27 protein-coding genes are annotated in these 25707 nt (G+C 29.5%); 3 read left to right on the top strand and 24 right to left on the bottom strand.

Annotation, left to right across the window (positions count from 1 at the left end; all coding sequences use genetic code 11):
• Positions 1-26: 26 nt before the first annotated feature.
• The 17 genes from dltC to HLB29_RS03860 form a co-directional block, all read right to left on the bottom strand.
• A complete protein-coding gene (dltC, locus tag HLB29_RS03780; protein WP_185623827.1) occupies positions 27-263 on the bottom strand; it encodes a D-alanine--poly(phosphoribitol) ligase subunit 2 in 237 nt (78 codons plus the stop codon).
• Positions 264-299: 36 nt separating this feature from the next.
• Positions 300-1448, bottom strand: a complete 1149-nt coding sequence (dltB, locus tag HLB29_RS03785; RefSeq protein ID WP_185623828.1) for a D-alanyl-lipoteichoic acid biosynthesis protein DltB — start codon at positions 1446-1448, stop codon at positions 300-302.
• Positions 1448-3010 carry a D-alanine--poly(phosphoribitol) ligase subunit DltA gene (dltA, locus tag HLB29_RS03790; RefSeq protein ID WP_185623829.1) on the bottom strand — a complete coding sequence of 521 codons (1563 nt, stop codon included), beginning with the start codon at positions 3008-3010 and terminating at the stop codon, positions 1448-1450. The genes dltB and dltA overlap by 1 nt, the downstream gene beginning before the upstream one ends.
• Positions 3011-3294: 284 nt before the next feature.
• Complete coding sequence (gene dltD, locus HLB29_RS03795) at positions 3295-4509, bottom strand: D-alanyl-lipoteichoic acid biosynthesis protein DltD (RefSeq protein WP_185623830.1); 1215 nt, start codon at positions 4507-4509, stop codon at positions 3295-3297.
• 333 nt (positions 4510-4842) lie between these two features.
• Positions 4843-5268, bottom strand: a complete 426-nt coding sequence (gene fabZ / locus HLB29_RS03800; RefSeq protein WP_185623831.1) for a 3-hydroxyacyl-ACP dehydratase FabZ — start codon at positions 5266-5268, stop codon at positions 4843-4845.
• Positions 5269-5382: 114 nt separating this feature from the next.
• On the bottom strand, positions 5383-6615 hold the full coding sequence (gene fabF, locus HLB29_RS03805) for a beta-ketoacyl-ACP synthase II (RefSeq protein WP_185623832.1): 1233 nt from the start codon (positions 6613-6615) through the stop codon (positions 5383-5385).
• Positions 6616-6626: 11 nt separating this feature from the next.
• Complete coding sequence (fabG, locus tag HLB29_RS03810) at positions 6627-7379, bottom strand: 3-oxoacyl-[acyl-carrier-protein] reductase (RefSeq protein ID WP_185623833.1); 753 nt, start codon at positions 7377-7379, stop codon at positions 6627-6629.
• A gap of 31 nt (positions 7380-7410) precedes the next feature.
• Positions 7411-8349 (bottom strand): ACP S-malonyltransferase, encoded by a 939-nt coding sequence (locus HLB29_RS03815; protein ID WP_185623834.1) that lies wholly within the window; start codon positions 8347-8349, stop codon positions 7411-7413.
• Complete coding sequence (gene fabK / locus HLB29_RS03820) at positions 8342-9289, bottom strand: enoyl-[acyl-carrier-protein] reductase FabK (protein ID WP_185623835.1); 948 nt, start codon at positions 9287-9289, stop codon at positions 8342-8344. Before fabK ends, HLB29_RS03815 begins: the two co-directional genes overlap by 8 nt.
• A gap of 31 nt (positions 9290-9320) precedes the next feature.
• Positions 9321-9548, bottom strand: a complete 228-nt coding sequence (locus tag HLB29_RS03825; RefSeq protein WP_185623836.1) for an acyl carrier protein — start codon at positions 9546-9548, stop codon at positions 9321-9323.
• An 85-nt stretch (positions 9549-9633) separates the two neighbouring features.
• Positions 9634-10668 carry a beta-ketoacyl-ACP synthase 3 gene (locus HLB29_RS03830; RefSeq protein WP_185623837.1) on the bottom strand — a complete coding sequence of 345 codons (1035 nt, stop codon included), beginning with the start codon at positions 10666-10668 and terminating at the stop codon, positions 9634-9636.
• Positions 10658-11134, bottom strand: a complete 477-nt coding sequence (locus tag HLB29_RS03835) for a MarR family winged helix-turn-helix transcriptional regulator (protein WP_185623838.1) — start codon at positions 11132-11134, stop codon at positions 10658-10660. The genes HLB29_RS03830 and HLB29_RS03835 overlap by 11 nt, the downstream gene beginning before the upstream one ends.
• A gap of 15 nt (positions 11135-11149) precedes the next feature.
• Positions 11150-11887 carry an acetyl-CoA carboxylase carboxyltransferase subunit alpha gene (locus tag HLB29_RS03840; protein ID WP_185623839.1) on the bottom strand — a complete coding sequence of 246 codons (738 nt, stop codon included), beginning with the start codon at positions 11885-11887 and terminating at the stop codon, positions 11150-11152.
• Between the two features lies 1 nt (position 11888).
• Entirely contained in the window at positions 11889-12737 is an 849-nt protein-coding gene (accD, locus tag HLB29_RS03845; protein ID WP_185623840.1) for an acetyl-CoA carboxylase, carboxyltransferase subunit beta, read from the bottom strand.
• A gap of 7 nt (positions 12738-12744) precedes the next feature.
• Entirely contained in the window at positions 12745-14106 is a 1362-nt protein-coding gene (gene accC / locus HLB29_RS03850) for an acetyl-CoA carboxylase biotin carboxylase subunit (protein ID WP_185623841.1), read from the bottom strand.
• A complete protein-coding gene (locus tag HLB29_RS03855; protein WP_243155079.1) occupies positions 14107-14592 on the bottom strand; it encodes an acetyl-CoA carboxylase biotin carboxyl carrier protein in 486 nt (161 codons plus the stop codon). It abuts the gene before it with no gap.
• 168 nt (positions 14593-14760) lie between these two features.
• The gene (locus HLB29_RS03860; protein ID WP_185623842.1) at positions 14761-16293 is read right to left on the bottom strand and encodes an SH3 domain-containing protein; all 1533 of its coding nucleotides are present in this window, start codon (positions 16291-16293) and stop codon (positions 14761-14763) included.
• 181 nt (positions 16294-16474) lie between these two features.
• On the opposite strand from HLB29_RS03860, the gene HLB29_RS03865 reads away from it, so the two are divergent.
• Positions 16475-17230, top strand: coding sequence for an NAD-dependent protein deacylase (locus HLB29_RS03865; RefSeq protein WP_185623843.1), 756 nt, complete (start codon positions 16475-16477; stop codon positions 17228-17230).
• Positions 17231-17347: 117 nt separating this feature from the next.
• Here HLB29_RS03865 and HLB29_RS03870 read toward each other — a convergent pair whose 3' ends face one another.
• From HLB29_RS03870 to HLB29_RS03890, 5 genes are all read right to left on the bottom strand, one after another.
• Positions 17348-17788, bottom strand: coding sequence for a MarR family winged helix-turn-helix transcriptional regulator (locus HLB29_RS03870; RefSeq protein WP_185623844.1), 441 nt, complete (start codon positions 17786-17788; stop codon positions 17348-17350).
• A gap of 223 nt (positions 17789-18011) precedes the next feature.
• Positions 18012-18527 carry an SMC-Scp complex subunit ScpB gene (gene scpB, locus HLB29_RS03875; protein WP_185623845.1) on the bottom strand — a complete coding sequence of 172 codons (516 nt, stop codon included), beginning with the start codon at positions 18525-18527 and terminating at the stop codon, positions 18012-18014.
• The gene (locus HLB29_RS03880; RefSeq protein WP_185623846.1) at positions 18508-19269 is read right to left on the bottom strand and encodes a segregation and condensation protein A; all 762 of its coding nucleotides are present in this window, start codon (positions 19267-19269) and stop codon (positions 18508-18510) included. Before HLB29_RS03880 ends, scpB begins: the two co-directional genes overlap by 20 nt.
• Before the next feature lie 23 nt (positions 19270-19292).
• Positions 19293-19901 carry a site-2 protease family protein gene (locus HLB29_RS03885; RefSeq protein WP_185623847.1) on the bottom strand — a complete coding sequence of 203 codons (609 nt, stop codon included), beginning with the start codon at positions 19899-19901 and terminating at the stop codon, positions 19293-19295.
• A gap of 255 nt (positions 19902-20156) precedes the next feature.
• Positions 20157-21827, bottom strand: a complete 1671-nt coding sequence (locus HLB29_RS03890) for a ribonuclease J (protein ID WP_185624125.1) — start codon at positions 21825-21827, stop codon at positions 20157-20159.
• A gap of 190 nt (positions 21828-22017) precedes the next feature.
• On the opposite strand from HLB29_RS03890, the gene HLB29_RS09835 reads away from it, so the two are divergent.
• Positions 22018-22776 (top strand): metal-dependent hydrolase, encoded by a 759-nt coding sequence (locus HLB29_RS09835; protein ID WP_185623848.1) that lies wholly within the window; start codon positions 22018-22020, stop codon positions 22774-22776.
• A 214-nt stretch (positions 22777-22990) separates the two neighbouring features.
• On the opposite strand, the gene HLB29_RS03900 is transcribed toward HLB29_RS09835, so the two are convergent.
• Positions 22991-23446 (bottom strand): type I restriction enzyme HsdR N-terminal domain-containing protein, encoded by a 456-nt coding sequence (locus tag HLB29_RS03900; protein WP_185623849.1) that lies wholly within the window; start codon positions 23444-23446, stop codon positions 22991-22993.
• Between the two features lie 202 nt (positions 23447-23648).
• Here HLB29_RS03900 and HLB29_RS03905 point away from each other — a divergent pair, with 202 nt between their 5' ends.
• Positions 23649-24677 (top strand): DUF1002 domain-containing protein, encoded by a 1029-nt coding sequence (locus tag HLB29_RS03905; protein WP_185623850.1) that lies wholly within the window; start codon positions 23649-23651, stop codon positions 24675-24677.
• Positions 24678-24884: 207 nt separating this feature from the next.
• Here the strand turns inward: HLB29_RS03905 and HLB29_RS03910 are convergent, their stop codons facing one another.
• Entirely contained in the window at positions 24885-25694 is an 810-nt protein-coding gene (locus tag HLB29_RS03910; RefSeq protein WP_185623851.1) for a MetQ/NlpA family ABC transporter substrate-binding protein, read from the bottom strand.
• Between the last annotated feature and the right edge of the window lie 13 nt (positions 25695-25707).

The following is a 25707-nucleotide window of genomic DNA, read 5'->3' on the forward strand; positions in this document are numbered from 1 at the left end:
TCACAGTATTTTACTCTATAACAATACTATACTCTGTCTCTTAAAAAGTTTACCAAATTATTTACAGAGCTCATATCTTTTCTTTCTAAATCAGTTGGTTGTAATGATATACCTAATTTTTCTTCAATCATCAATAATACTTCAATAATTGCAAGAGAATCCAATAGCTCATTTTCGAACAAATCTAAATCTTCATTATCTCTTATTTCATCACTTTCTAATACTTCTTCAAAAATTTCTATTACTTTTTCTTTTAAATCCATTTTTTCCTCCAAATAATATACTATAATTCTAATTAATTACCCAAAAAATCTATTTAGATAACCTGAAAATATCAACATACCAAAACAAATAATATGGAATGTTATAAAAACTTGTAAATATTGATATATTTTATTTTTAGCATTTTTTTTATGCCATTTTGTACCAATGTAATTATCAGTTAAAACTAATGCAATTCCTTGATATACACCATATGCAATATAATACCAAGTAAGTCCGTGCCATATTCCCATCGTTGTCATTGTAATTATTTGACCAATTCTGTATATATTTTTCTTTTTCTTAATTTTTCTGTTTCTCATTGCAGCAAGTACATATCTGGAAAAAATATAATCACCAAACCATCTTGATAAACTTATATGCCATCTTGTCCAAAATTCCTTCATATCCTTACTTATAAATGGTTTGTTAAAATTCTCGGGAACATGAACACCAAATATGTAGCCTGTCCCAATAGCCATTGAACTATATCCTGCAAAATCAAAAAATAAATAAAAAGTATATAAATACATATACATTATCAAACTTAATGCAGACTTATCATTCGGTATTTTATCCATAAAAACATATAATATAGATGCGAAAGCAAACTTATATACTATACCTTTGAATAATTTCTTAATACCTATACTTAAGTAATTTTCTATATAATCATCTGAACTGATACTTGAATTTATATCGTCTTTAAAACGCCTATATCTGTCAATCGGCCCTGAACTCAAAGTTGGAAAAAACAATATAAAATAAATTATATCAAAAAAATCCAACTCCTTAACATTTCCATCAAATATATCTATAATTATTTGAACCGTTTTAAAAGACATGTATGATATTCCAACAAATCCAACTAAATCTAACTTTAAAAAGGGCATCAACTTATTTATTATCAAAGGTAACAGAGATAAAATAATGTATATTCTGAATATAAGTTTATTTTTAGTCCGTAACCTATAAAAGGTGTATATAAGGATCATTTCCCAAAAAATAAACCCCAATAAATATCTGAATTGACTATCTACTCCTATTGTCAATATTACCATTACAACGGTAATAAACATGGCATAGTACTTTATATTCTTTTCTCTAATACCTAATATAACAGCCGGAATAGATACTAATAATAATATGTATAGGTAAAGATAATCTCCATATTGTGATAATATCATTACATCTCCTCCACAAATTTTGAGTATAGTTTTTTCCTGTCTATTTTACCATTAGTATTTAGTGGCATTTCATCTATATAGTCAAAATATTTTGGAACCATGTATTTAGGAACTAAATCTGACAATTTCTTTTTTAACTCAATAGTCTTTTTCAATTTACTTATATCTATCTTACTTTTTAATGATACTACTGCTCTTAAATAGGATACTTCCCCATCTTTTTTTACAGGTATGACAGCTGCAGAACTCACCCCTTCTATTTTCCTTAAATTATTTTCAATATCCTCTATTTCTATTCTATATCCATTCAATTTTATTTGAAAGTCAATCCTTCCAAAGAAATATATATTTCCATCATCTGATAATAATCCAAGATCTCCTGTTCTATATGTTCGATTTTCTAAACAATTATCTTCACAAAAGAACGATTTTTTATTAGCTTCATCATTTTTATAATAGCCTTTTGACACTGATGGACCGGTTATTAATATCTCGCCTATTTGACCCTTTGGTAAAGGTTTTAAATCTTTATCAACTATTTCTATTCTGCAATTGTCCATTGGAATACCTACAGGAAAGTTTTTTCCTTTTGAAATTAGTTTATCATCTATTTCAATTTGACTGATTCCAACAGTAGCTTCAGTTGGTCCATAACCATTAATTATTCTAGTATCCGGAAATCTTTCCTTCAATTTCCTTGCTACTTCAATAGGTAGTACTTCACCTATAAATAGCATTACCTCTAATCTGGGCAATATTTCTTTATTAAATGAATCATCCATCAAACACATATTTGCATATGAAGGTGTAGAGATCCACACTTCCATTTCTGATTTCTTTAATTTCTCAAATAATCTTTTAAAATCATAACTAATATCTGTAGGTATTGAATAAAGTGTCGCCCCAAAAGCAAGAGAAGTATATAATCCGGCAACACTTAGATCAAATGAATAAGATGGTTGATCCATAACAATCTTTTCTCTTCCGTCAATCTTTAATACAGGTGAAATCCAACTGATAAAACTATCTAAATTATATGCACTAATTTGTACACCTTTGGGTTTACCTGTAGTTCCGGAAGTAAACAATATATATGAATTTTCATCATTTTTCACATATATATCTTTAATTTCTTTATTCAAAATTAGCTCTTTTGATTTAAAAATATTTCTGATTTTATCACTGTCAATAATCTCAATACCTCTAAAATATTCCTTTACTTCACTATTATTAAACATATTTTTACCGGAAAAATCTACTATAATCTCCGGATTTATTAATTCTACAATATCAACTAACCTCTGAAAAGATGAGCTTATATCAACCGGAACATATGCTCTTCCAGTTTTTAATGAACCAATCATTGTGGGAATTATATCGACATTTTTATTTCCGAAAATTAATATAGGAGTTTTTGAATTATAATTTTCCAATATGTAATTTGCAAACCTGTCAGAAAATTTATCTACCTCATAATATGTTAACTTTCTATCTTCACATATTATTGCTAATCTATTGTCATCTTTCGCATATTTTTTTATATTTTCAACTATATTTATCATACCTTTGTCCTTCTTATTAATTTAAAATTATTATAAATATATTTCTAGTTTAAAACTCATTATATATAAAAGCAATGTCATTTATAGGTATAAATGTATATGCCAATATACAAATTACAACGATAACTGAAATATAAATAGATATTTTTAAATGTTTATCAATTCTCATTATAATATATCTCCATTTCAAATCTAAATATTTCAACTTAAAATTCAGTATTTTTCTCTTTAATATAAAAACATTTATTTTGATGCTCAATTTTGCAATCTTTTTTAAGCTAAAATTAATTATTTTTCTGCTCAGAATATATATTATATATTCGCTCACTAATATCTACCCAACCCACATTTCCTATATGCATAACATCTCTAAGATAATATCTATCATTGTCATGCGAAGTCAGATCTAGTAATTTTGTATCATACTTTTTTGTCAAATTTCTTATATTATTATAATATATATTTCTTTTATTTATATTTAGTCCAGTAAATTCATAAAAATCATCCATAACCGGCATCATCACAATTACGGGTTTTATATCCATATCTTTACAAACCGACAGAAATACCTCTAGATCCTCATATTCTTTTGATTTATTGAGATTGACATTCTTGTACAATCCCCTAAATTTTTTATCTCTACCTCTTAAATTCTTCTTATAATAACCTTTATCAATATAAAGCCTTTTTCCACCCAACATATGAGGTTTATTTCCTACCCTTTTTAGTGCATTAAACAAGGCATTTTTTTTCTCTTTTTTCCAACTATATCGTTTAATTTTTTGATTATTAATGTTATTATCAACAATGTTTAATTCTTTATAAAGTACACCCTTATCCTTTAAATCAACCATATTTTGCCTGAAAATAAAATACGGCTGAAAAACACTGTATATGGTTTTAAAATTAGAATCCTCAGATATTTTTTTTGAGTATATATATTCACCTAGATACTCCTCATTGCCTTCAAGTAAACCACTTATCCTTTTTGCAGCTTTTATTTTCGTTTTATCACTTACATTTTCATTGTTCATAAATTTATAAAACTGCTCTGGAGAAAATCTACCTTGAAAATGTCTGTTTGTTACACCATTTTCATCCATAAACCACTGCATAGAAAGAAGTAAGACAACTTTTTTACCTTTGCTTTTTTCCAGACTTCCAAGTGAAATCGCATGCTGCAGATTCTGTGTATAGGCCTTACCAATTGTTACTATACCATCTTTCGTATTTCCTCTATTAAAATAATAATCGGGATGATGTATCGTAGAGTGACTTAATTCAGAAGAACCAAACATCATTATATATCCCTTTTTACTTAAGTAATTATTTAAAAAATATCCCTTGTTTTTTATCATACTGTCTGAATTATACAAAATTTTACTTATATTTTTTTCACTAATTAATTTATTATTATATTTATCCAAAATATAACAAAGCAATGTCATACAGAGAAATCCTGTTATAATTGGTATTATATAGTATTTTAATTTTTTCATATCTTCACCTTAAATAATCAAAGTTTATTTTGTCAAAACTTCATTTTAACATTTTTATGTTATCATTCTAACCTTAATAATTTCCTTACTTTATAAAAAAATCTTGTTTTATTCCTTGTTTTATTTCTTGACGAATTAGTTTTTTAGTAAAGATAAGATTACTAACTTTTCTTTTGTCAAATAAAAAACGCAGAACTGTATAACAAATTTGACAAAAACCTTTTTCCAAATTATTTTTATCAACATCTCCAATACTCGTTCTGCGATTTTAATATTCATTTTATCTTGTATTTTTCCCCTACTTTATATAATATAGGAATTAATTTGTAAAAATTACTTTTCTATAAAAAAGCTAATTTCCGCTTCCACACATAATTCTCCCTCAGAATATATTTTTCCTCTTCCAATTCCAAAATTTTTTCTTAATTTTACTATTTCTATAAATATATCTAGTTTATCTCCCGGAAGAATTTCTCTTCTAAATTTAGCGTCCTTGATTCCTGAAAAAAAAGCAATTTTCCCTTTATTTTCCTCAACAGATAAGATAGAAACAGCTCCTGTTTGTGCCATAGCCTCAACTAATAAAACACCCGGCATTACATTATGTTCTGGAAAATGACCTTGAAACCAGGGTTCTGTATTAGTTATGCATTTTACGGCATGACAACTTTTACCTATTTCCATCTCCACAACTTTATCTATTAATAAAAATGGATATCTGTGTGGTATTATTTTTTTTATTTCTTCAATATTAAGCATTTATACTCCTTTAACTGACGTAAAAAACCAAAATATACTAAGGATTAATATTAAATAATTTACTCACCGTTATTTTAATTTTTTAAATAAACAACTAATACTAATAATCAAAATTTATTCGTATTTCTTAAATAATAAAGAAGCATTATGACCTCCAAAGCCAAGTGAATTTGATAAAGCATATTTTATACACTTATTCCTAGTTCCTTCAACTACATAATCTAAGTCACATTCTTCATCTTTTTCCTTATAATTGATTGTAGATGGTATAAATCCTTTATTTAATGCATAGCAACAAACCAATGCCTCTACGGCTCCGGTAGCTCCCAACATATGTCCGGTCATACTTTTTGTCGATGATACAGCCAGATTATAACTATGCTCTTTAAATAGTTTCTTAATAGCACTTGTTTCAGTCGAATCATTCATTTGAGTGCTTGTTCCGTGTGCATTGATATAATCAACTTCCTCCGGTTTTATACCCGCCTCTTCAATTGCATATTTCATTGAATACATTCCACCTTCAGCATCCGGACTGGGTGCTGTAATATGATAGGCATCACTGGATTGACCATAACCTACTATTTCACATATTATATTCGCATCTCTGTTAAGAGCGGACTCTAAAGATTCTAACACTAAAACTGCTGCACCTTCTCCCATAACAAAGCCATTTCTCTCTTTATCAAAAGGTATTGAAGCTCTATCTACATCATTTGAAAAACTTAGAGCAGACATGGATTCAAAACCTGCAACTCCTAAATCACATATACTCGCTTCACATCCTCCGGCAAATACTATATCTTGATAGCCGTCTTTTACCAGTCTAAACGCATGACCTATAGAATCGGTACCCGTTGCACACGCAGTAACACTAGATGTACATACTCCTCTAGTTCCAAGCTCTATTGACAGATGACCAGCTGCCATATTTATAATAGCTTTTGGTATAAAATGAGAAGAAACCTTTTTAGGTCCTTTACTTAGATACTTTTCATATTCAGACTGAATAGTGGACAATCCGCCTATTCCACTTCCCATAACTACACCTGTTCTATGCTTATTATCTTCATCTATTATATAACCGCTGCTTTTTAACGCTTCTCTTGATGCTGCTATTGCAAATTGAACGAATCTGTCCTTCTTTTTTGGGGATTCTATTCCATAATTCTTCGGGTCAAAATCTTTTACCTCTGCTGCTAACTTGGTTTTATACTGCAAATTATCAAATAAACTTATAAAACCTATGCCATTCTTACAATTAATAATATTTTCTACAAAATCTTCGACATTATTCCCTATAGGAGATATTACTCCAGCACCAGTAATTACTACTCTTCTACTCATACACTACCTCTCTATATTGCAGATAACCCACCATCTATACTTATAACCTGTCCCGTTATATATCTTCCTGAGTCATTTGCAAGAAACGAAACAGCATTTGCAATATCTTCCGGATAACCAATAGATTTAAGTGGTATTAAATCAATAATTTTTTCCTTTATCTTCTCAGATAAAACATCTGTCATATCAGTTTTTATAAAACCGGGAGCAATTGCATTTACAGTTATACCATAACCCCCTAATTCAGCTGCAAGAGTTCTGGTCATACCTATAACTCCGGCTTTAGATGCTGAATAGTTTACCTGACCTACATTGCCAACTACACCTGCAAGAGATGAAAGATTTATAATTCTACCACTTCTTTGCTTCATCATTTTACTGGCAACTTGCTTAGTACAATTAAATACTCCTTTAAGATTTATATCAATTACATCATCAAAATCCATTTCTTTCATTCTGATAAATAATTTATCTTTCGTTATACCTGCATTATTGACTAAAACATCTATATTACCTATCTCACTTTGAATTTCAGAAATAGCATTTTCTGTTTCTTTGTAATTTCTTACATCGAATCTAACACAAAAAGCATCAATATTCTCTGATTTCAGTTTGACCACAAATTCATTTGCTTTTTCTTCTGAACTAACATAGTTAAAACCTACTGTAAACCCGTCTTTACCTAATTTTTCTACTATTGCTTTTCCTATGCCTCTTGAACCGCCTGTAACAAAGGCTATCTTTTTATTTTTTGCTTTATCCATAAATCCTCCTTATAAATTATCAGTACATAATTTAAAGTTCAAAATTTTCTATATCACCAATATTTTGGATATTATAAATATTAGCTCTACGATCAATCTTTTTAATGAAACCGTTAAGAGTTTTCCCCGGCCCTATTTCAATAAAATCATTTACTCCATCTTCAAGCATTTTTCTAATTATTTTTTCAAAATATACCGGTGAGTACATCTGTTTTTGTAATTTAGATGAAAATTCAGCAACTTCTTGATACTCATTAGCATCATAATTTGAATATATTTTGTATATTGGCATATTATATCTAATCTTTGTAAGAAGTTTTCCGAATTCAATGGAAGATTCTCTCAAAATATACGTATGAAAAGGTCCCTCAACACCCAAATCCATTACTCTTTTTATTTTATTTTCTAAGCACTTCTCTTTGAATTTTTCTAGAAGATCAAATCCCCCCCCAACAACTATTTGCACCGGAGAATTCAAATTACAAATATCTATTACTCCTTCATTTTTTTCTTTAACTTCTGATATCATATTAGAAACAGTTTGCAAATCTGTTTTCATTACGGCTACCATACCACCTTTTCCAGCAGCACCTGTTTCCATTATTTGCCCTCTTTCATTTATTAACCTGATGCCTGTTTCAATATCAAATACCCCACCTGAACAAAGTGCCGAATATTCGCCTAAACTCAGCCCCGTAGAACTTACTACTCTAATATATGCGCGATATTTATTCATAAATTCTTTATACAATAAAACACTATTTAAAAAAATCGCTAATTGAGCATATCTAGTTTTGAACAAATCCTCTTTTTTTGCATCTAATATTATTTTTGCAACGTCCTTGCCAACTATAGAATCCAACTTTTTATAAATATTACCTATTTCCAAATCAGAATTAATTATGTCTTTCCCCATTCCCTCATACTGAGAACCTTGCCCGGGAAAAACCACGGCTACTTTCTTAATCATTTATCGACATAACCGTCCTTTCGTACATGTTAATTATATCTTCTATAATGGACTTACATGATTCTTTTTTATTAACTAAACCTGCAATTTGTCCTGCCATTATAGAACCATTTTCTACATCCCCGTCTACAACTGCATTTCTAAGACTTCCTGAACTAAATACCTCTAGTTCTTCTGCGCTGGCTTTTGAGTCCTCCATTTTTTTAAACTTTTTTGCAAACTTATTTTTTATAACCCTAACCGGATGACCTGTAGAATTGCCAGTCACCATTGTCGATGTATCTTTTGCATTAATAACTTTTTCCTTATAGGAGTCTGCCACATTACATTCATCGGCAACCAAGAATCTAGTTCCAACTTGTATTGCAGATGCTCCCAAGCAAAAAGCCGCTGCCATACCTCTTCCGTCAGCTATTCCTCCTGCTGCTATTACCGGAATATCTACTGTATCTACAATTTGGGGAATTAATGACATAGTATTGGTTACACCTATGTGTCCTCCTGCTTCGGCACCTTCAGCTATTAATGCAACTACACCTTGATTTCTTTCCATCCTTATTGCCTGGGAAACGGAAGGAACTACCGGAATTATTTTTACACCATTATCATTCAGCTTTTTAAAATATTTCCCTGGATTACCTGCTCCTGTAACTACTATTTCCACTTTTTCTTCTATTACAGCATCTACTATATCATCTACAAATGGACTTAGTAACATTACATTTACAGCAAACGGTTTATCAGTCATCATTTTTGTCTTTTTTATTTGTTCAACTATCCATTCCTTTGGTGCATTTCCTGCGGCAATTATTCCAAGTCCGCCCGCATTTGAAACTGCTGCAGCTAAATCAGCATCTGATACCCATGCCATTCCTCCCTGAAAAATAGGATATTCAATACCTAACAAGCTACATACATCATTACTTATTATCTTTCCCATATTATACCCCTTTTTCTTTTTTGCATATTCACTATTTTTTATTTTCACTTATATACTGTTCAATTTTTGCAGGAGTTCTAAGGGTTTCAATTGCCTCATCTTCTACCTCAATTTCAAATTCCTCTTCAATTTCAGTCATTATATCCATTACATCTAAAGAATCTGCTCCAAGCTCCTCTTGAATATCACTATTATCTTTAATTTCTTCCACTTCAACATCCAACTGTTCTGCTAATATTTCTTTAATTTTTTCTAACATTTTATTACCTCTTTCCTAAATTGTATTTTCTTTTTTATTTTATAAATGTATTCTTTAAATACATCTACTATCAAATTTTGAATAGCTAATTAATTTTTAATAATACTCCACCGTAGCTTAATCCGCCACCAAAGGCTAACATAATAACATATCGTCCTTTATTACTTTGAAAATCAAAATTTCGCATCGCTTCATCCATAGCTATAGGAACACTTGCAGATGAAGTATTTCCATATTTACTTAAATTCACAAACCACTTTTCAAGATTTATTTCACTTTTATCCGCCAATGTTTCTATTATTCTTAAATTTGCTTGATGAGGAATGATCATACATACCTCTTTTTTACTGATATTGTTTTTTTTCAATAAATCATCAATTATTTTTATACCTATATCCGTTGCAAATTTATATATTTGTCTGCCATTCATCTTAATATAATAATCATCATCTTCAATACTATACTTTGAATTCATTGTGAGATATCTTTTTTGATCATATTTGCCACCTACTATTGTATCAATAAGTTCTAAATCAATTTTTTTTTCTGAAATACTATTTTTGACTATATCGATAAAATTATCATTATCTGTCAAATTTATATTATTGTTATAGCAGGTGTTTTCTAAAATAGCACAACCAGCACCATCTCCAAATAATATACAAGTAGATCTGTCTTTCCAATCAATATATTTAGATAGTCTTTCAGCGCCTACTACTATTGCATATTTAAAATTTATTGATTTAATAAGCGAATTTGCAACAGCTATAGAATATATAAATCCACTGCAAGCTGCATTTAAATCAAAACACACAGCATTTTTAATGCCTAGTTTTCCTGAAATAGTAAAAGAAGAAGACGGAACTGAAGTATCGCCTGTAACAGTTGAAAATATTACCAACCCAATTTCATCTAAGTTAATATCAATCTTCTCAATAGCTTTTTTACAACTATTATATGCTAACTCCTCTGTCGTTATATCTTCTGCAATATACCTGCTTTCTATTCCTGTTCTCTCTACTATCCACTGATTATTCGTATCAACTATCTTAGACAGCATATGATTATTTAATTTTTTTCCTACAGCATATGAACCGGTTGATATTATTTTAATAGACATTGGTACCTCCATATTCTCTCAAGAAAAATTCATTGATATTTTTTAAGGCACTAATTAAGGCCTGATCTTCATCTAACTTCAAATCAATCATCACATGATCAATCATTTCATCATGAAAATTTCTATGTATTTTATCAACTAATTCTCCTTTTTTTGTCAAACTTGCTAACACAACTCTTCTGTCATTAGGATCTTTAGTTCTATATACATACCCTTTGTTCTCCAATCTCGTTATACTTATAGTAAGTGTTCCCATTGTAATATCAAGTGCTTCTGCAACTTCTGACATTGTCTTGGAGCCATTTATACCTATGGCTTCAATTGTATGTATCTCCGTCATTGAAAGATCTCTTATTCCTCGGTTTCTTAAAGATCTTTCCTCTATTGTTAAAATATTTTTAAATAGCTCAACAATTATATCATTTATTACTTTTCTGCTATTTTCATAATTTAATTTATCTTCCACTTTGATTTACCTCCACTATCCTAAAATTCTTCTATATTTATCATATCTTTTTTTTATGTACTTTTCCACAGAAAGTGAAGATATTTTTTTTAGATATTTTAAAATTTCATTTTTTAAATGATAAATCTGCCCCCCATCTTCTTTAATAATTTTATCAATAAAACCATCTTCAAATAAATTGTAACTCGTTATTCTCATTAATTCTGCTGCTTCTTCTTTTCTACTAGGGTCTTTCCAAAGTATACTCGAAAACCCTTCCGGAGATAAAATCGAATACACACTATTTTCTAACATCCATATTTCATCAGTTACCCCCAAAGCCAAAGCACCTCCACTACCGCCTTCACCAATTACAATTGATAAAGTTGGAATTTTTAACTTGGAAAATTCCAACAAGCAATTTGCTATTGCTCCTGATTGACCTCTTTCTTCAGCCTCTATTCCACATCCTGCACCCGGAGTATCAATAAATGTTATTAAGGGAAATTTATATTTCTCTGCATACTTGGCAAGTCTTACAACTTTTCTATATCCCTCCGGATTAGGCATTCCAAAATTTCTATCTTTCTGCTGAGCAATAATCATTACTGAATACCCATCTATTAGACCAATTCCACCGATTATAGTATCATCATCAGAATATAGTCTATCCCCGTGAAATTCTATAAACGGGTCGCACATATATTCAATGTAGTCTTTTGATTTTAACCTTTGGGGATGTCTTGATGTTCTAACTATATCCATTGCTTTCATATCACTTTCCCCCTTTTTTTTGCTTGCTATGGATTTTCAATATATCACTCAGAGTCCTTTTCAGCTCTTCTCTTTTAACTACCATATCTATCAATCCATGTTCTAATAAAAATTCGGCTCTTTGAAAACCTTCAGGCAAACTTGTTCCTGTCACCTGCTTAATAACTCTCTGTCCTGCAAATCCAATCAATGCACCTTTTTCTGCAATAATAATATCTCCTAAATTTGCAAAACTCGCACTTACTCCCCCAGTAGTTGGATCTGTCATAACAGAAATATATAATAAACCTTTCTCATTGTGTTTAGCTATTGCCTGTGATGTCTTTGCCATTTGCATAAGAGAATACATTCCTTCTTGCATTCTGGCACCTCCCGAAGCAGTAAAAATAATTAAAGGCAATTTTTTCTTTATAGATAGCTCAATGCTTTTGGTTATTTTTTCGCCAACTGTACTTCCCATACTTCCCATCATGAAATATGTATCCATAACAGCTATTACTACTTTATACCCCTCTATTTTTCCTATACCACAAATTACAGCCTCATCATTTCCCGTATTTCTTCTCAATAAATTTTGTTTTTCTTTGTACTTTGGAAAGTTAAGGGGATCTCTAATTTTTTTCTCTTTGAAATACTCAACAAAACTTTCACTATCAAGTAAACTTTTTATCCTTTCTCTTGCACTCATTTTTAAATATTTATCACAAGATGGGCATATTTTAAAACATTTAATCACATCACCTTTCAATATCATACTTCCACATTCAGGACATTTTATCAGCATATCTGGCTGTATATTTATTGATTTTACAGGTTTATACTTTTTCCTTTTGAAATGTTCTAATATCATATAATCACTATTCTCCTTCTGTTCTCATCTTATCTTCCAAAAATGAAGTAGAATAATTATTTTGAATATAATCAAAATCGTTCATTATCATTTTATTAAATTTAATATTCGTTTTCACACCTTCAACTACAAATTCATCTAGGACTCTTCTCATTATCTTAATTGCTTCTTCTCTTGTTTTAGCAAAAGAAATCACTTTTGCTAACATTGAGTCATAAAAGGGCAAGACATCGTACCCCTGATAAATAGAGCTATCTACTCTTACTCCATATCCTCCCGGAATATTCAAACCTCTAATTTTACCTATGCTAGGTATAAAATCTCTATCAGAATCATATGCATTTATCCTACATTCTATCGCACATCCATCGATTTTGATGTCTTCCTGTGTATACGATAATCTTTTTTGAGAAGCAATATTTATCTGTTCTTTTACAATATCTATTCCTGTCACCATTTCTGTCACCGGGTGTTCTACCTGAATCCTGGTATTCATTTCCATAAAAAAAACTTCGTCATTTTTCGAAACTAAATATTCAATTGTACCAACATTTGTGTATCCAACATATCTAGTAGCTCTAATAGACATATCATATAATTTATTCATTATTTCTTTTGAAACAGCAGTTGGTGGGGCTTCTTCAATGACTTTCTGGTGATTCTTTTGAATTGAACAATCTCTGCCCCCTAAATGAATTACATTTCCAAATTCATCTGCCATTATTTGTACTTCAATATGCCTCGGTTCAACAATGTATTTTTCAATATACAATCCACCATCACCAAAAGCATTTTCAGCTTCCTTTTCAGCCGATTTGAAATTGTTGTCCATTTCATTTTCAGAGTGTACAATTCTCATGCCTTTTCCACCACCACCGGATCTCGCTTTTATTATTATAGGATATCCTATATTTTTTGAAATTTTTTTGGCTAAATCTACCGAATCAACAATACCATCGCTTCCTGGAATAATTGAAATCCCGGCATTTTGCATCATTTTTTTAGATATATCCTTATTCCCCATCAGTTCAATTACCTTACTGTTCGGTCCTATAAATTTTATATTATATATTTCACATAACTTTGCAAAACTGGAGTTTTCTGATAAAAAACCAAACCCCGGATGTATCGCATCAGCCCCTGTAACAATAGCCGCATTTATAACTTGAACTTTATTCAAATAACTATCTTTTACATTTTTAGGGCCAATACATATACATTCATCAGCAATTCTGGTATGCAGCGATTCTCTATCTGCTTCCGAAAAAATAGCAACACTTTTTATTCCCATATCTTTTAAAGTCCTAATTACTCTTACAGCTATTTCTCCTCTATTGGCTACTAGTACTTTTTTTATGTTTTTAGACATTTATATCACCTTTACTTCAAATAATTCCTGACCAAACTCAACTACTTCTTCTTCATCAACTAAAATTTGAATTATCTCACAATCAAAAGGAGCCTTTATTTCGTTCATCAACTTCATAGATTCTATTATTCCTATTACATCTCCTTTTTTGACTGTACTTCCTACATTCACAAACTCTGTTTCATCAGGTGACGGTTTGCTATAAAAAGTCCCAATCATACTCGCTTTTATTTTTTCAGTATCCAAATCCATCCCTAATTTAATATTGTCTTCTTCATGAGAAACATTTTGTGGAATTTCTTCAGTTTTCCTTTCTTCAAAAAGTTTGAAATTATTTTGATTCTTAAAATATATATCTTCTATATCGCTTTTTAAAGTTGTATTTTTTACTAATCTAATTCTTTCACTGTTATAGGTATAATCAAGTTCGTTTATATCATTTTCTTGTAATAACATTGCTAACTCTTTTATAAATTCCACTTTCATACAAACACCCCTCTTATTTTTTTACTTTGATTATCAAAGTTTTCCATTTAATTATAATACTCAAAATATTATATGTCAATTTTTTATTTTGATTTTCAAAATAAATTCATAAAAAAAGTTGGTTAAAAGTCTGCTTTGACTTATAAACCAACCCGTTTACTCTATTTATTAATTATACTGTGGAACAAGATAGTTTACTGCTCCTAAATTGGATGAATATGATCCAATTTCTGCCATCTTTTTCCCTATTTTACTAGGCCATGAAATATCACTGGCATATTGATGCCATGTATAAGAAGTTGACCACTTCATTTCATACAATGTTTTTTGGTTATACTTAGAATTATGAATATATTTATTAGATATCCAAGAAGCTGCTCCATCTATACCCGCTGCGACACTTGTCCAACCATTTTTGTACGCTGTAGCACATCCGCCCGCATATGCATTTCCATCGACAGCTCCTATTCCAAAGAAGTTATATACTGTCTTTCCATTATAAACAGAACCCCTGGCTAATCTGGAAGTTCCATATCCGGTTTCTATCATTGAGTGTCCAACCAGATAAAGTACATTTATATTATTTTTTCTTGCAGCATTGATAAATGCTTGTCCCTGATTGTAAAATACATTTCCAGGTTTACAATATTTATTCAAATATGCATTTAACTGTTCGGCAGTAAGATCTTCTGTATACGAATCCAATACAGCAAATTGCATCATACCTACTGAATCCTTATAGTTATTTGGATTCATGTAAGATGATAATAGCTTCGCATCAACCTTTTTCCAACCGGAAGCGGAATCAACATTTAACGCTCTGGCCATTTGTAAATTAACATGTTCATCCAAAGTCATATTCATATTTTTATATGATACAGTTCCTTGTTTAGTATTTTCGTTACTTTTTCCGTAACCATCATTATTATTCTCATCTATATTTATTTCATTTTCATTAATAATTGACTCTTCAATAACATTAGATGTATCCTTTACCAAATAATAAGAAGAAACATAACCTACTATACCATTATATTTTATCTTTGCCCAACCATTATTTTCAGAGATATATTGTACCATATCTCCTTTACTTAAAGTTGCTACTCTTGGACTGGTAATCTCAGAAGATTTTCTCATGTTCAACTTATTAGAAGAAACGACCCTTCTGTCAGTACTACTTACAGTATTAGAATCAAATTTTTCTGAAGTGCCCGAATCCGAGTAATCTTTAATTAATCTAGATGAAACATATCCTTCCATATCATTAAATTTGACTTTTGTCCAACCTACCGTTTCATTAATAACAGTAAGTTTGTCACCTTTATGTAATACAGCAATCACATCACTTCCAGTACTATTCGCAGATCTAAGATTTAGAATATCATTGTTAACCTCTTTATACTTATTTTTTTGACCCGATGCTTTTATGTTATTTTGAACAGAATTCTCTATTTTAAGAGCATTTTTCTGCACCCATCCATTTCTATTATTATGCTTAATATTATACCATCCGTCTTTTTCAGATAAAATCTCTACCTTATCACCTTTTTTCAAAACAAATTTCACACTATCATTTGCATTATTATTCGATCTTATATTAACAAATTCATAATTTATTATCCCAGTTTGACCAGCTGCCATAGCACTCCCTCCAATGATAGGAAGAATTGCAAGAGCTGATACTCCTAATTTTATATTCAATCGTATCACTCCCTTCAAACATGATTATATTAAATTATACCAAAAAATTACAAGATTGTAAATATTTTTTACTTATTGTTACAAATAAGTAACATCGCAAGTATTTCAAATTTGTCAAAATATCTCATTTTTATGCTATAATATTATAATAAAACTTATAAAGAAAGGAGTATTTTTCAATATGAATGCAAATACAGAAAGCTACAATAGTAAAATAAAGAAATTGAAAGAAATAATAAATACCTCAAATAATATTGTTTTTTTTGGAGGTGCCGGAGTTTCTACAGAGTCTAATATACCTGATTTTAGAAGTTCTGACGGATTATACAGTAAAAAATTGAACAAACATTTTTCTCCAGAACAGTTAGTGTCTTTCACTTACTATAATATGTATCCGGAAGATTTTTTTGATTTCTATAAATCCAAGCTTATTTTTAAAGATGCCAAACCTAACAAAGCACATATAGCTTTAGCCAAACTTGAAAAAACTGGCAAATTAAAAGCTATCATTACACAAAATATAGATGGTTTACATCAAAAATCAGGAAGCAAAATAGTTTATGAATTGCATGGAAGCGCTAACTCTAACACTTGCACGGGATGTAAAAAAAAGTATAACTTGGAAGAATTTTTATCATTAAGTGGAAAAATTCCCAGATGTACAAAATGCGGTTCTATTGTAAAGCCGGATGTAGTATTGTATGAGGAATCTCTAAATAATGATACAATTACAAATGCAATAAATGCCATTTCAAAAGCAGATACGCTAATTATTGGTGGAACATCACTAGTAGTTTATCCAGCAGCCGGTTTCATAGATTATTTTAACGGAAAAAATCTTGTGTTAATAAACAAAACCTCTACATCTATGGATAATCGTGCTGACCTGGTAATCAATGATTCAATAGGAAAAGTTTTTGACTCATTAGATATTTAGTGAAAATTCAAAGGGTACTGAATATCAGTACCCTTTTCGCTTGTGTAAATTTTTAAATATAATCATTTTTATTTTTTAGCACGAGTATTACTTAAAACTGATGCTAATCATACATTATTAATATAACTTTTCAGCGGCTTTAATTAAAACCATTAAACTCTTTTCAAGACTCTTTTTGAATTTTTCATCAAATCCACTCATATTTGCTACAAGCAATGATGCTATTCTATCTTCTTCCTCAGCTAATACAGCCTTTCCGTCTTCAGTAATCCCATAAAATGTATTTCTTCTATCTCTTGGATCATCTTCTCTAAAAACATATCCTGCATCGACAAGTTTGTTTAATAATATACATAAACTAGATGTCGACACATATAAATCTTTGCTAAGATTTTTTAATTCAATTTTTTCATACTTTTTCAACTGCTCTAAAGTAAAAAACTGTTTTGAAGTGAACTTTTGAATTTTCTTCATACCTGAACCAGTAATACTTTTTATAAGATTATCAAACATATTAAAGTTCTCAAGTAAAAGAAGTGCTAAATCCTTATCTTCCATTTTTCATCCTCCTAATAAATAATTTTACTGACTGGCTACCTTCATAACCTGAATCTTTCAATAAAATTTTTACCCATTTATTATATTTACTACAAACTATACTATAACATATTTTTCAATAAAAAAACATATCTTTGAATAAAAATATTGTATTTTTAAAAATTTACACAATTATTATATAAATAACATGCCGAATTTTATATTCTAGCACGATATTATAAAGTTAATCGCCTTTGTCTGGCAAATCATCCAAAGATTCTATCCCCAATATTTTTAAAAACTCATCCGTAGTACTATATAAAATAGGTTTGCCAGTTTTATTTAACCTTCCTGATTCATATATCAACCCGTTATCTAAAAGAGTCTTTAAGACTTTATCACACTTAACACCTCTTATATTTTCTATATCACTTTTGGTAATCGGTTGCTTGTATGCAATTATAATCAGAGTTTCTAAAGTAGCATGACTTAAAGCTCTTCTTTTAGTAGGTTCAATAATTCTCTTTATATAATCAGCATAAGCTTCATTTGAGCACATCTGATATTTGTCATTAATCTTAATGATTTTTATTCCTCTATTGTTTTCTTCATACTCTTTTATTAATAAATCAAGCATTTTCTCTATTTCCTTTTGTGCTAATTCCTCATTAATAGCCAAATTTAATTCATGAATGCTCACAGGTTCTGCATAAGAAAACAGTATCGCTTCAATAATATTCTTAATGTCTGATCTTCTCATCTACATCACCACTTTTATTTTTTTTAATTATTATATCATTATAAAAACCAGATTGCAAAATATTTATCTCCTTAATTTTTATTAATTCAAGAATAGCTAAAAAACTTGCAATAACTTCACTTTTTGAATTTGAGTTCAATATATCTTTAAAAAGAAAAGAATCATTGTAAAATATTTTTTCTCTTATTTCTTCAATTTTAAACTCTACCGGTATAATTTTGTTTTTAATTATTTTCTTAAGATTTTGATTTTTTTCCAACGATTTTTCAAACTTGTCCTCTTCTGTCTTACCAAAAATTAATGGTAGTAAGATTTTTATTTCGTCAATATTTATACTTGATAAATCAAAATCTATTTCATCATCAAATATTTCCAACTTATCTCTGTAAAATCTATCTTCATACTCTTTAATATTGTCTTTAATATTATCCGTTATGTTCCTAAACTTTTTATATTCCTCTATTTTTTGAACTAATTCATTTCTAGGATCTTCATCAGTATCGTTACTATATTTCATATATAGTATGTATCTTGATTTTATTTCAATCAATTTAGATGCCATTGCAATAAAATCGCTTGCAAGTTCAAGATCATCATCCTTAATGTCATTTACATACTCTATATATTGCTCTGTTATCTCAACAATTGAAATATCACTAATATCAATTTTATTTCTACTTATTAAATCAAATATTAAATCCATTGGACCTTCATATTTTTTTGTCTGTATACTGTAATTCATAATTACCTCTCAAGATATATAACTTACCATACAAATAAATAAACCAATTTTAAAAAAACATTATAAATAGGATAAAGTACTTTACCCAAAGTATTTGTCGCTATTAGTATAAATATAAATATAAATGAAAATCTTGAATACTCATACATCTTATTGACTATATCCGTTGGTAAAAATGTAGAAATAAAACTCCAGCCGTCTAATGGTGGTATTGGCAATATGTTAAACGCTGCAAATGCAACATTATAAATTACCAATGAAGAAGAGACTAATGAAATAGATTCTGTATTTGAATATTTATTTATCAATGCAAATACAATCGCAGAAACCAAATTCATAAATATACCTGCTAGTGAAACAGTTATATTTCCCAATTTCTCATTTTTATAATTATATGGATTGACAGGAACTGGTTTAGCCCATCCGAACCTTACAATAAACATCATAAGCATACCTAAAATATCTATGTGGTGAATTGGATTAATTGTCATTCTTCCCATATTTTTAGCAGTGTCATCTCCATTTAAATGTGCTACGAATGCGTGACCAAATTCATGAATTGAAATAGCAAATAAAATTGCTATTGCAGATGATAAAAAGTCAGCAATGCTATTTAAAAAGCTTAAATTCAATCTTTATCCTCCTATACTATTAATATTCACTTGGAATTATAACAGAAGAATGGGGAGTTCTCTCCCCATTCTTTGATTTTCTTTAAATATTATATCATATTTTTATTAATATTTATACTATTTAAAATATATTTTTATTCAAAAAATAATCATTTTTTCTTATTAGCATAAAAAATAAAATTAATACATTAAAGTTTTTATATTATATTTTAAAAATCATCTTAAAATTACTAATCACTATAAACAGAAAACCTATTAAACTTCCATCAAAATCGGTAATATCATTGGATTTCTTTTTGTCTTAATATACAGATACTCTTTCAACTCATCCTTTATAGTATTTTTTATATATGCCCATTCTTTTATTTTTCTATCATCACATTGTTTGAATACATCCAACACAATCTCTTTAGCACCTTCCATAAGTCCTTCCGACTCTCTCACATATACGAAACCTCTTGATATTATATCTGGACCCGCAAGAATTCTTCCATCTTCTTTTGATAGAGTTACAACTATTGTCATTAATCCGTCTTCAGAAAGGTGTTTTCTATCTCTAAGAACTATATTACCAACATCGCCAACTCCTAATCCGTCAACCAAAATTCTTCCAGATGGTACTCTACCATTTTTTCTTGCGGCTTTTTTATCTACTTCTAACACATCACCATTTGATATGATAAAGATATTATCTTGAGGAACCCCTACTTCCACTGCAAGTTCAGAATGTTTTTTCAGCATTTTATATTCTCCATGTACAGGCAAGAAAAATTTTGGCTTTACAAAAGCTTGCATTAACTTTAATTCATCTCTTCTTGCATGTCCTGATACGTGTATATCCGCTATATCACTAGAAACTACATCAGCACCTTTTTCAAGCAAAAAGTTTATTACTTTTGAAACCGTCTTTTCATTTCCCGGAATAGGGTGTGCAGAAATAATAACTAAATCACCTTTTTTTATCTCGACTTTTTTATGCTCAGAATTTGCCATTCTAGCCAAAGCTGACATAGGCTCTCCTTGTGAGCCCGTAGTAATTATCACAAGTTCATTATCTTTGTATTTGTATATATCATTTAGATCTATTATGTGTTCGTCAGTACTTAAGTAGCCCAGTTCCTTAGCAACCCCTATTATATTTACCATCGATCTTCCTGATACTGCAACTTTTCTATTATACGTTTTTGCAACCTCAGCTATTTGCTGAAGCCTATGTATGTTGGATGCAAATGTCGCAACAATTATTCTACTATCATGAGCTTTTTTAAATAAATTTTCTAATCCCTCACCAACACTTTTTTCTGACATTGTACTCCCAGGTTTGTCCGCATTTGTACTATCTGCCATCATTAATAAAATACCTTCTTCATCACTTATCTGACAAATTCTATGTATATCCATCATTTCACCATCTATTGGCGTTAAATCGATTTTAAAATCACCAGTATGGTATATTACACCTTGATTAGTATGCACTGCTACAGAATAGGCATCGGGAATACTGTGATTTACCCTGATAAATTCTACACTCATATTTTTCAGTTTTATTTGTTCTCTAGGCCCCACTATATTAAGTTTTGCGTTTGTTATCCTATGATCCTTTAGTTTAACCCTAATCAATTCTATGCTTAAAGCAGAACCATATACCGGTACATTTAATTTCTTCAAAATATAAGGCATAGCTCCTATATGATCCTCATGACCATGTGTTATAAAAATTCCCTTTACCTTATCAATATTTTTAACTAAATAAGTAATATCAGGAATTACTATATCTATTCCTAGTAATTCATCCTCCGGAAAACACAATCCAGCATCAATTACTATAATCTCGTCCTTATACTCTATAACAGTCATATTTTTTCCGATTTCATTAAGACCGCCTAGTGGTATAACCTTTATTTTATCGTTATTTTTTGCCAAAATAATACTCCTTTTCTTTTAATATTTTTTCACGAACACATAAGACGTTAATAGTATTATACCACAGTATTTGTAAAATTAACAAAATTTATTATTTCACATGCTTTCTATAACAATTTATTTTAAATATGAAAATGTACTTATTATCATTATTGTGATAAAATATTAAAATAACTATTTGAAAGGTAAAAATATGAGAAACAAATCACATTTAATTATAGGAACACTAGCTGCTACTGAAATTTCAGTTATATTTGGAATACCAATAACACCATTAGGCATATTATCGTCAGCTTTTTTCTCTACTGCTCCGGACATCGATGAAGCCAATTCAAATGTTCTAAATAAGTTTATAAGCAAAAATTCAACTAAAAAAATATATAAAATATTACTTTATTTTTTGTTAATATTATTTTTTTATCTTTTTATAAAAACAAATGATAATTTATATTTTGGATTTTTAGTGTCCGTATTTTTATTAAACCTTATACAAAAAAAACTAACTGAAAATTTTATACGATCAATAGTAATCTCATCAGCATTTGCTTTTTTAGCACTTACAATGATGCTCTACAATATCAACTTTGGAATAATAGCATTAACTATTTTTTTAGCTATATTTCCCCTATTAAAACATAGAGGATTCACTCATTCGATTTCCATGTTGGTAATGATTTATGTATTACTCAGATATATTGAATTCACGACATCTTTTAAAAATATTTCAATAGTAGGCACCGTTTCATATTCTAGTCATTTATTATGTGATATGATAACAAAAAGAGGTATTCCACTATTATATCCTATCAGTAATAAATATTATAGTATAGGTAAATTAAAGGTTGGGTCCTTTTGGGGTAATTTTATAGAAATGGTTTTGATTATCTTACTGTTAATAATCGTTACTTTTTCTTTTATAGTATTCAATACCAAAGTCACATTTATTTTTTAATATTTTTTGACATATCCTCTTTAAATAGCAATAAAAGCCTAAAAATATACAACAAAATAAATACTTTCCTAAAACTGTAAGAATCTAAATAAAAAACTGGAATCAATAATCATAAAACTATTGATTCCAGATTTTTTAATATAGACCGACTTTAAAGTCAGTCTTTAAAAAGTTATACCCAGCCAAAGAAAAGTGAAAAACAGGAAAATATTTTCTAATGGCTGTGCTCTTTTTCGTATTCAGGATGTTCCGCTACATATTCACGGTACTCTTTCTCTAATTCTTTATATTCTTCTATCATCTTGTTATAGCTTGGAAGAGCTTCTTCATCCTCCAGTTCAGTTCCATTCCAATCGGCATACATCATTTGATCACCATTTGTTAATATAATTCTACCAACATGAGTTGAATGGTCAATTAACTCCAGATAATCCATCTGCCCCTCCACTACTTCTTCAGTAAGCTCAATATCATCATCCAAACATTGAACAACCATCAGAGGTAATAACATTCCCGATTCATCTTCAGTTACAACTGTTATATCTATGTTCCCCTCAACTCCACTTTCATATTCTGCAAGTGGAGTATCGATTTCTATCATATCTTCAGGAACCCCCAACTCATCGATCAAATATTCAACTACTCTATCTTTAACGAGCTCTTTTGACATATTATTCTCCTTTCAACTATCAAATCATTATTCTATCTTAATTATACCATCCATAAATACTAAAGTCTACTAAATTTCATAAAGGATAAATTAAGTATAATAGTTTATTCTCACACTAAGAAATGACGATTATATTAACTGTCATTTTGGTATATGAAAATGTATTTTTGGTACAGTGTACCTAAATTTATGGAGGTAAAATATGAAAAATAAAATATTATCTGTTATAGTGACATTAACTTTACTTCTGACTGGCTTTTCGGCAATATCCAGTGCCGATTCAACTTCGGAAGTAATTACACTGGGAGCTAATTTAAATAAAACCCAAAAGAAAGAAATATTAAATTATTTTGGAGTTGATGAAAATAATCCAAATATTATTTATGTTAACAATCAGCAAGAAAGAAAATACCTTACTGGAATAGCACCAGAAGAGCAATTAGGCAGGGTAACTATGTCATCATCTTATGTCGTTCCTACATCAAGTGGCGGAATAAACGTTAAAACTTCAAATATTACTTGGGTAACAAGTTCTATGATTGCTTCGACACTTGCTACTGCCGGGGTTGAAAATGCCAATGTTGTTGCTGCTGCACCATTCCCGGTAAGTGGTACGGGAGCTCTTACAGGTATAATTATAGCTTTTGAAAAATCTTCAGGTGAGCAATTAACAGAAGAAAAAAAACAACTTGCCAATAAAGAACTAATCACAACAGGTAATCTCGCAGACAAAATTGGTAAAGACAAGGCTACCGGAGTTATAAATGATTCTAAAAAAGAAGTTATAAAAGAAAATATAAAAGATCCGGCAAAGATAGAGGAGGTAGTAAAAAATATAGCTAATAACTATAATGTGAATTTATCAACTGGCGATATTAATGTAATTGTTAACCTTTTACAAGATGTAGGAAATCAAAATTACAATTATAAAGATGTAAAAGATACGCTTAATAATATTACATCTAACGTAGTAAATAATTTGAAAGGTGCCGGAGAAAACATCAATGTAGATGGTTTACTTGAAAAAACGAAATCTTTCTTAAATAGAAACAAAGATGCCCAAAAGTTCTTTAATAAGTTTGATGAATCTAAACTTTCAAATCAAGCTGTTGTAAGTACTACTAATGAAGGATTAGAATCTGCTAAAAATGTAGCTTCAGATATAGGAAACAAAGTTAAAGATAGTGGATTTTTAGATAGAATTATTAACTTCATAAAATCACTGTTCTAAATTTTGTAATATAAGTATATAATTTTACCAATAAAACTAAATAGTAAAAACACAAAAAGGAATGATTCAAAAAACAAATTTTTCGTTTATCAATATAAAAATACTCATTTTTTTAATGATTATAATTTTGATAAAACAAATTTACAACTTTGAGTCATTCCTTTCTTTTATAGTTTGTTGATATTATTCAATACAATTATTCTACTACTAAAAAGAAGGTATAATTGCACCCGCATATTTTTCTTCTATGAATTTTTTAACTTCTGGTGATGTAATGGCCTTGCTTAATGCTTTTATCTTTTCACTATCTTTATTATCAGTTCTTACAGAAATAATATTTGCATATGGTGAATCTTTAGATTCTATTGCGATTGCATCCTTAGTTGGATTTAGTTTTGCCTGAAGTGCATAGTTGGAATTTATAACATCCAAATCAACATCTTTTAAAGCAGTTGGCAATTGCTCAGCTACTAATTCTTTAATAACCAGATTTTTCTTATTTTCCACAATGTCATTTTTATTCAATAACTCTTTACCTTCAGTTAATTTTATTAATCCTTCTTTTTCAAGAATTTTTAAAGCCCTTGATTCATTTGTTGGATCATTAGGAACTGCAACTATTCCACCATCTTTGACATCCAATATATTTTTTACCTTATCTGAATAAACTCCCATTGGTTCAAGATGAACCTTTACAGTGTATGTTATATCAGTTTTATTTTTTGCATTGTACTCTTCCATATAAGGTACATGTTGGAAAAAGTTAGCATCTAAAGATTTATCTAGTAGTGCTTCATTTGGCAATACATAATCGTTAAATACTTTTACTTCTAATTCATAGCCATCTTTTTCTAAAATTGGCTTTACTACTTCATTTAATATTTCAGCATGTGGATTAGGTGTAGCACCTATAACTATTTTTTTGTCATTTGATGAATCTTTTTTGGCTCCACAAGCCACCAATCCTACTGATAAAACTGCAACTGCAGCCAGTGTTAATATTTTTTTTGCCTTCATATTTTACCTCCAT

Origin of the sequence: Peptostreptococcus canis, assembly GCF_014229965.1 — a bacterium.
In the GTDB taxonomy this organism is placed as follows: domain Bacteria; phylum Bacillota; class Clostridia; order Peptostreptococcales; family Peptostreptococcaceae; genus Peptostreptococcus; species Peptostreptococcus canis.